This window comes from Caulobacter sp. CCH9-E1 (assembly GCF_001556515.1).
GTDB lineage: Bacteria > Pseudomonadota > Alphaproteobacteria > Caulobacterales > Caulobacteraceae > Caulobacter.
This window is the reverse complement of the sequence record NZ_LSJA01000062.1, coordinates 1-5,393: the sequence shown is the minus strand read 5'-3', so window position 1 is coordinate 5,393 and position 5,393 is coordinate 1. Positions and strand designations below refer to the sequence as shown.

Below are 5,393 nucleotides of genomic sequence, written 5' to 3'. Positions count from 1 at the left end.
CCCAGCTTGCCCCCTCCGGCCCTCTGGGCCACCTCCCCCGCATCGCGGGGGAGGAACTCAAATCCCCGCCTTCGCCGCGGGCCGCGCCATCATCGCCGTCAGCCAGCGGTTCACGTGCGTCAGCTCCTCGGCCGGCCGGAAGCGGACCATGCGGGCGAAGTCGATGCCGGTGACGGCGATGATGTCGGCGATGGTCAGGCGGTCGGCGGCGATGAACTCGCTTTCGGCCAGGCGACGGTCGAAGACCTTCAGCGCCCGCTCGGCGGCCTTGCGGTTGGTGTCGGCGACCTCGGGGACCTGGGTCTCGATGGCGGCCAGCGCCGGGTGGCTGTGGCGGACGGCCATCATCAGCGGCGTCGACAGCAACATCTCGGCCCGCCGCGTCCACATCTCGATCACCGCCGTCTCGCGCGGATCGCGGCCGAACAGGTTCGGCTCCGGATAAAGGCTCTCCAGATAGCGGCAGATCGCCACCGACTCGGTGATGCAGGTGGTCTCGTCGATCTCCAGCGCCGGAACGTTGGGCAGGCCCGCCTTGGCCAGGTAGTCGGGCTGGCGATGCTGGCCGCCGAAGATGTCGACATCGACGATCTCGATGTCCTCGATCCCCTTCTCGGCCATGAACCAGCGCACCCGCCGAGGATTGGGCGCGCGACGGCTGTCATAGAGCTTCATAAGAAAAATCCTCCCGGCTTTTGACCGGGAGGATGATCTCATTCCGCAGCGGAACGGAAGCGCCGCTTACAGCCCGAACAACGACCGCGGCATCAGGCCGATCAGCGAGCCGGTCAGGCAGGTGGCCAGGAAACCGGCCATCATCGCCTTCCAGACCAGGCTGAGAATCTCCTGACGGCGCTGGGGCACCAGCACCGAGAAGCCGGCCACGTTCATGCCGACCGAGCCGATGTTGGCGAAGCCGCACAAGGCATAGGTCATGATCATGCGGGTGCGTTCGTCCAGCGACGTCGCGCCGACCTTGGCCAGCTGGATGAAGGCGGTGAACTCGGTCAGGATCAGCTTGACGCCCAGCAGGCCGCCGGCGGTCCCGGCTTCCTTCCACGGCACGCCCATGGCCCAGGCCAGCGGCGAGAAGATCACGCCCAGGCCGCGCGCGATGCTCAGCGGCTGGCCGCCGACGTCCGGCATGGCGCCCAGGATCTTGTCGACCATGGTGGCCAGGGCCACGAAGACGATCAGGGTGGCGCCGACGTTCAGCGCGATCTGCAGGCCGTCGGTGGTGCCCTTCATGACCGCGTCGATCGAGCTGCCGTAGGTCTTGTCCTCGGTGGCGAGATCAAGGTCCGCGCCCTTCTCCATCGGGTCGGCGGGCACGATGATCCGCGCCAGCAGCACCCCGGCCGGGGCCGAGATGATCGAGGCGGTCAGCACGTGGGCGGCGGCGTTGGGCAGCACGTCGGCCAGGATGGTGGCGTAGGCGACCATGGTGGAGCCCGAGACGCAGGCCATGCCGACCGCGATCAGCATGAAGAGCTCCGAGCGGGAGAGCTTGTCCAGATAGGCGCGGATGAAGATCGGCCCCTCGATCTGACCCATGAAGATGGTGGCGGCGGTGGCCAGGGCCGGCGGGCCGCGCAGGCCCAGCGTCTTCTGGAACAGGAGGCCAAAGCCCTGGGCCAGCCACTTCAGGATCTTCCAGTGCCACAGCAGCGCCGACAGGGCGCAGACGACCAGGATCACCGGCAGAACGCGGAAGGCGAACAGGAAGCCCGCGCCCGGATTGCTGACCGGATAGGGCTGATCGCCGCCGGCCAGGAAGCCGAACACGAAGGACGTCCCCGCCTGGGTCGACGAGGCCAGGCCCTCGACCGCGCCGTTGACGCCCTGCATCAGCTTTTGCGCCTGGGGCAGGCCGAACAGGACCAGCACCAGCAGCACCTGGACGATCAGGGCGGCGACGGCCAGCACCCAGGGGAATCGCTTGCGATTTTCGGAGACCAGCCAGCAGAGGCCGAGGGTGAGCGCCAGACCCGCCAGGGCCTGAACGTTCTCGGGACGGAACATCAAGAGACGAAGACCTTACAAAAGGGCGACGCCCCCGCGACGCCCGCCAAGGGGCGAAATGACACCAAGACGCCCGTCGCACGCAAGCGGCTTGCTTAGGAAATGGTTAAAGACGGCGCAAACTACCCGGCCGTTCCGGTCTGGAAGGCGGCCAAAGTCACGCCGTCAGATTATTTCAGCCCAGAAATGCGCCTTACCCCGATTTAACTTGGACCTTCTCCGATCGCCGGTCATTCCTGCCACCTGAGGTTTGGGGGAGCGAGATTCCGAATGTCGTTGGCCTTGTCCACTCTGCTATACGAGTGGCGTCGTTACATGGCGGCCGTGGTCGCCCTAGCCTTCTCGGGCCTGCTGGTGCTGGCCCAGGTCGGCATGTTCGTGGGGATCGGCAAGGGCTTCACCGCCCAGATCGACCGCGCTCGCGCCGACATCATGGTGCTGGGCCCGGGCGCCAAGGCGCTGTTCGGCGGCCCGTCCGGCCTGCCGCGACGCATGATCCCGCTGGTCTACAGCCACCCCGAGGTGACCCAGGTCGCGCCGCTCGACGGCTCGGGCGGCCGCTTCCAGAACATCCTGACGCCCGAGCAGCAGGCCAAGGAAGAGGCGCGCGCCAAGCGGGCCGGCAAGGGCGACAAGGGGGCCCGCGGCGGCACGGCCCGCAAGACCGAGTTCGTCAATGTCACCGTCATCGACGCCATCCCGGGCTACGTCACGGTGCCCACCGACTATACCCAGTCGATGATCGAGGCCCTGCGCCGCCCCTACGCGGTCGCGGTCGACGAGACGGCGCTGAAGCGGCTGGGCGTCAAGAAGGGCGACAAGGCTCTCTACAACGGCAAGACGATCAACATCGCCGTCGTCACCCGCGGCTATCCGAACATCATCCAGCCGACCCTGGTCATGTCGCGCGACACCCTGCGGATGCTGGGCGAGGCCGACACTGGCCAGCGCGTCGGCCCGCTGATGGTCGAGATTCGCGACTCCGCGCGCGCCGAAGTCGTCGCCGCCCAGCTGAACAAGAAGGCCGACGGCAAGTTCCGCGCCTGGACCCGCCAGGAACTGGCCGACGCCAATTCCAACGCCATGCTCGAAGACCAGATCATCGGCATCATGCTGGGCTTCTCGGCCTTCCTGGGCCTGCTGATCGGGGTGGCGATCACCTGGCAAACCCTGCGCGGGGCGATCATGGCCAACATCAAGGAGTTCGCCTCCTTGCGCGCCCTGGGCGTGTCGATGGGCGACCTGCGCAACATCGTCATGGAGCTCTCCTTCTGGGTCGGCATCGTCGGCGTGCTGGCGGCGGGTCTGCTGACCTGGCTGGTGTCGATGCTGGCCGTGGCCGGCGGGGTGCCGATGTACTTCCCGCCGACGCTGGTCATCATCGTCGCGGTCTTCCTGATCGGTATCGCCATGCTGTCCGGCTTCCTGTCGCTGGGCATCCTCAAGAACAGCCAACCCGCGGACCTGCTGCGATGAACGGCGACAACAGCCACAAGCGGGGCGAGAGCGCCCTGGCCGCCAAGGGCCTGGTCAAGCGGTTCAAGACCGGCCGCACCTTCATCGAGGTGCTCAAGGGCGTGGACTTCGACGCCAAGCACGGCGACGTCACCATGGTCATGGGCCCCTCCGGCTCGGGCAAGTCCACCCTGGTGGCCGCGCTTTCGGGCCTCCTGATGCCCGACGAGGGCAAGGTCTCGGCGCTGGAGGCCAAGGATCTCTGGGCCCTGCCCAAGGGCAAGATCGACAAGTTCCGCCTCGACCACTGCGGCTTCATCTTCCAGGGCTTCAACCTGTTCCCGGCGCTGACCGCCAAGCAGCAGGTGATGACGGTGCTGAAGTATCAGGACGTCAGCCCGGGCGAGGCGGCCAAGCGCGCCCAGGCGGCGCTGGAGTCTGTGGGCCTTGGCCCGCGGGTCAACCAGCGGCCCTCGGAGCTGTCGGGGGGCGAAAAGCAGCGCGTGGCGATCGCCCGCGCCCTGGCCAAGAACCCGAACCTGATCTTCGCGGACGAACCGACCTCGGCCCTCGACGGCAAGAGCGGCGAGACCGTGATCAAGCTGCTGCGCGCGGCCGCCACCGAGCGCGGCGCGGCGGTGATCTGCGTGACCCACGACCCGCGGCTTGAGGCCTACGCCGACCGCGTCATCCACATCGAAGACGGGCGGATCCTGGACGACGTGCGCCGCACGCCCGACGCCAATCCTGCGCCGCTCAGCCACTGATTTTCTGGGGGAACCTCGACATGCCCGGCTTTCTGCGCCGACCCGCTTTCTGGATCGCCATCATCGTCGTCGTGCTGCTCGGCGGCGGCTTCTTCTACATGAAGGGCCAGGCGGCCGAGAAGAAGAAGAAGCTTGAGGCCGCCGCCGCCCAGGAGGAGCCCTCCCCCTACGCGGCCATCGCCCAGGGCAAGGCCGACGTCGAAGGCGGCGTGATCCAGGTGGCCGCGCGCCGCCAGGGCATCGTGCGCGAGGTGTTCGTCCAGGAAGGCGACATCGTCAAGGCCGGCCAGCCCCTGGCCAAGCAGGAGGACGACGACGCGCGCCTGGCCTCCCAGACCGCCTCGGCCGCTCTGGCCTCGGCCAAAGCCCAGTTGCAGCTTTATCAGGTGCAGTTGCGCACCGCCCAACGCGAGTACAATCGCCTGCAGAACCTGGCGGCCTCGAACTTCGTCGCGGCCCAGCGCCTGGACGCCGCCCGCGACCAGATCGCCCAGGCCCAGGCCAATATCGGCGCTCAGCAGGCGGCGATCAGCGTCGCGTCCGCCCAACTGGCCCAGTCGCAGTACAATCAGGAACTGACGGTGATCCGCGCCCCGGCCGACGGCCGCATCGCCCGCCGCCAGGCCAATCCCGGCGCCGGCGCCTCGACCCTGAACGTCACGGCCATGTTCGACCTCGAGCCCAACACCCAGCGCATCGTCCGCGCCGAGATCGTCGAGGCCGACATCCCGAACGTGACGATCGGCCAAGAGGTCGAGATCCAGCCGGAAAGCGACCCCGACAAGACCTATATCGGCAAGGTGCTGCGCCGCGCCTCGGTCTTCGGCGCCCGCAAGCTGGCCTCGGACGACCCCAGCCAGCGCAGCGACGAGCGCGTCGTCGAGGTGGTGGTCAGCGCCGACGGCGCCCCGCTGCTGGTCGGCCAGCGCGTCCTGGTCAAGTTCATGAAGCCCGGCCAGAAAGCCGGCGTGAAGCGCGACAAGCCGACCCCGCCGGTCGCGGGTGGCGCGAAGAAGAAGGCGTAGAGGCGCTAAACCCTCCCCCCATGGGGGAGGTGGTCCGAAGGACCGGAGGGGGGCGTGGCCGGGTCGGCAGGACTTCCCCCTCCGTCGGCTTCGCCGACACCTCCCCCGCTAGGGGGAGGATTTT

General features: G+C 68.0%; 5 protein-coding genes. 3 read left to right on the top strand and 2 right to left on the bottom strand.

Annotated features, from left to right (window positions below; all coding sequences use genetic code 11):
• Nucleotides 1-57 precede the first annotated feature (57 nt).
• Together AX690_RS03345 and AX690_RS03340 are read right to left on the bottom strand one after the other, a co-directional pair.
• Complete coding sequence (locus AX690_RS03345) at nucleotides 58-675, bottom strand: glutathione S-transferase family protein (RefSeq protein WP_066730285.1); 618 nt, start codon at nucleotides 673-675, stop codon at nucleotides 58-60.
• 66 nt (nucleotides 676-741) lie between these two features.
• Nucleotides 742-2,022: a NupC/NupG family nucleoside CNT transporter gene (locus tag AX690_RS03340; protein ID WP_066681117.1), complete on the bottom strand. Its 1,281-nt coding sequence runs from the start codon at nucleotides 2,020-2,022 to the stop codon at nucleotides 742-744.
• Between the two features lie 270 nt (nucleotides 2,023-2,292).
• On the opposite strand from AX690_RS03340, the gene AX690_RS03335 reads away from it, so the two are divergent.
• The 3 genes from AX690_RS03335 to AX690_RS03325 are packed head-to-tail and all read left to right on the top strand — an operon-like array spanning nucleotide 2,293 to nucleotide 5,269.
• Nucleotides 2,293-3,498: an ABC transporter permease gene (locus AX690_RS03335; protein ID WP_066681115.1), complete on the top strand. Its 1,206-nt coding sequence runs from the start codon at nucleotides 2,293-2,295 to the stop codon at nucleotides 3,496-3,498.
• Nucleotides 3,495-4,244: an ABC transporter ATP-binding protein gene (locus tag AX690_RS03330; protein WP_066681113.1), complete on the top strand. Its 750-nt coding sequence runs from the start codon at nucleotides 3,495-3,497 to the stop codon at nucleotides 4,242-4,244. The genes AX690_RS03335 and AX690_RS03330 overlap by 4 nt, the downstream gene beginning before the upstream one ends.
• Before the next feature lie 20 nt (nucleotides 4,245-4,264).
• The gene (locus AX690_RS03325; protein ID WP_066681111.1) at nucleotides 4,265-5,269 is read left to right on the top strand and encodes an HlyD family secretion protein; all 1,005 of its coding nucleotides are present in this window, start codon (nucleotides 4,265-4,267) and stop codon (nucleotides 5,267-5,269) included.
• Nucleotides 5,270-5,393: the final 124 nt, after the last annotated feature.

What these genes read in the sequence shown, in the direction of transcription:
- AX690_RS03345 (WP_066730285.1), bottom strand. Translation starts at nt 675, where the DNA reads ATGAAGCTCTATGACAGCCGTCGCGCGCCCAATCCTCGGCGGGTGCGC.
- AX690_RS03340 (WP_066681117.1), bottom strand. Translation starts at nt 2,022, where the DNA reads ATGTTCCGTCCCGAGAACGTTCAGGCCCTGGCGGGTCTGGCGCTCACC.
- AX690_RS03335 (WP_066681115.1), top strand. Translation starts at nt 2,293, where the DNA reads ATGTCGTTGGCCTTGTCCACTCTGCTATACGAGTGGCGTCGTTACATG.
- AX690_RS03330 (WP_066681113.1), top strand. Translation starts at nt 3,495, where the DNA reads ATGAACGGCGACAACAGCCACAAGCGGGGCGAGAGCGCCCTGGCCGCC.
- AX690_RS03325 (WP_066681111.1), top strand. Translation starts at nt 4,265, where the DNA reads ATGCCCGGCTTTCTGCGCCGACCCGCTTTCTGGATCGCCATCATCGTC.